General features: G+C 71.6%; 1 protein-coding gene. It reads left to right on the plus strand.

Annotated features, from left to right (window positions below; genetic code table 11):
* The first annotated feature begins 7 nt into the window (after window positions 1-7).
* Window positions 8-1,498, plus strand: coding sequence for a GH1 family beta-glucosidase (locus ACNAW0_RS30345; protein WP_416291473.1), 1,491 nt, complete (start codon window positions 8-10; stop codon window positions 1,496-1,498).

Consider the following 1,498-nt stretch of genomic DNA (forward strand, 5'->3'; position numbering starts at 1 on the left):
ATCGTCCATGCCGCTACTCACCCGACGGCGCCTGCTCCGCCGCGCCGCCCTCTCCGCGACCGCCGCCGGCGCGACCCATGCCGGGCTCGCCGGCGCCGCCGTGGCCGGGACCGCCGCGTCCACCGCCGCCCTCGTCACCGGCTGCGACACCACACCCGACCCCGACGCGGACCCGCCCGGATCGCTGCGCTTCCCACCCGGCTTCGGCTGGGGCGCGGCCACCTCGGCGTACCAGATCGAAGGCGCGGCCAAGGAGGACGGTCGCGGCGCGTCCGTCTGGGACACGTTCTGCCACACCCCGGGGCGCACCCGCAACGGCGACACCGGCGACATCGCCGCCGACCACTACCACCGCTACGCCGAGGACCTCGACCTCATGCGCGACCTCGGCCTGCACACCTACCGGTTCTCCATCTCCTGGTCACGCATCCAGGCCGACGGGTCCGGCCGGCCCAACCAGCGCGGCCTCGACTTCTACCGCCGCCTCGTCGACGGCCTGCACGAGCGTGACATCGCCCCGATGGCCACCCTGTTCCACTGGGACCTCCCCCAGGCCCTACAGGACACCGGCGGCTGGGAGAACCGCGACACCGCCGAACGCTTCGCCGAGTACGCCGACATCGTCTTCCGCGCCCTGGGCGACCAGGTGCCCGCCTGGCTGACCATCAACGAACCGAAAACCGTGGTGCAGAACGGCTACCTCGGGGGCCACCACGCGCCCGGCAAGCAGGACCCGGCGGCCGCGTACCTGGTCGCCCACCACCTCCAGCTCGCCCACGGCCTCGCCGTACGCGCGCTACGCGCCACCGGCGCCAAGACCCGCATCGGCCCCGCCCTCAACCTGCACCCCTGCTACCCCGCCAACGACACCGCCGAGGCCGCCACCGCGACCCGCCTCTACGACGGCTACGAGAACCGCCTCTACCTAGACTCGATCCTCAAGGGCGCCTATCCGCAGGACGTGCTGGCCGACCTGGGCCCGGACAGCCGGATGGTCCGCTGCATCCGCGACGGCGACCTGAAGGTCATCTCCAGCCCGGTCGACCTGGTCGCCGTGCAGTACTACACGCCCATCTACGTCACCGGCCAGGGCGACACGGTCCGCAAGTGGCCCACCTCCGAGGCGAGCTGGCAGCAGATCTACCCCGACGGGATGTACGACATCCTCACCCGGATCACCCGCGACTACGGCCCGATCCCGCTCACCATCACCGAGAACGGGCTGCCCTGCCCGGACACCCTCGCCTCGGACGGCACCATCGACGACGCCGCCCGGATCGACTTCCTCCGCGACCACTTCGCCGCCGCCCACCGGGCGATCCGCGACGGCGTGCCGCTGGAGAGCTACCACGTCTGGTCGCTGCTGGACAACTTCGAGTGGGCCGAAGGGTACGACCAACGCTGGGGCCTGATCTATGTGGACTACCCCACGCAGCGCCGCGTGCTCAAGCGCAGCGCCCACTGGTACCGCACCGTCATCCGGGACAACGGCCTCTAA

The sequence above is a fragment of the Micromonospora sp. SL1-18 genome, from assembly GCF_047921505.1.
Lineage (GTDB): Bacteria > Actinomycetota > Actinomycetes > Mycobacteriales > Micromonosporaceae > Micromonospora.

What these genes read in the sequence shown, in the direction of transcription:
- ACNAW0_RS30345 (WP_416291473.1), top strand. Translation starts at nt 8, where the DNA reads ATGCCGCTACTCACCCGACGGCGCCTGCTCCGCCGCGCCGCCCTCTCC.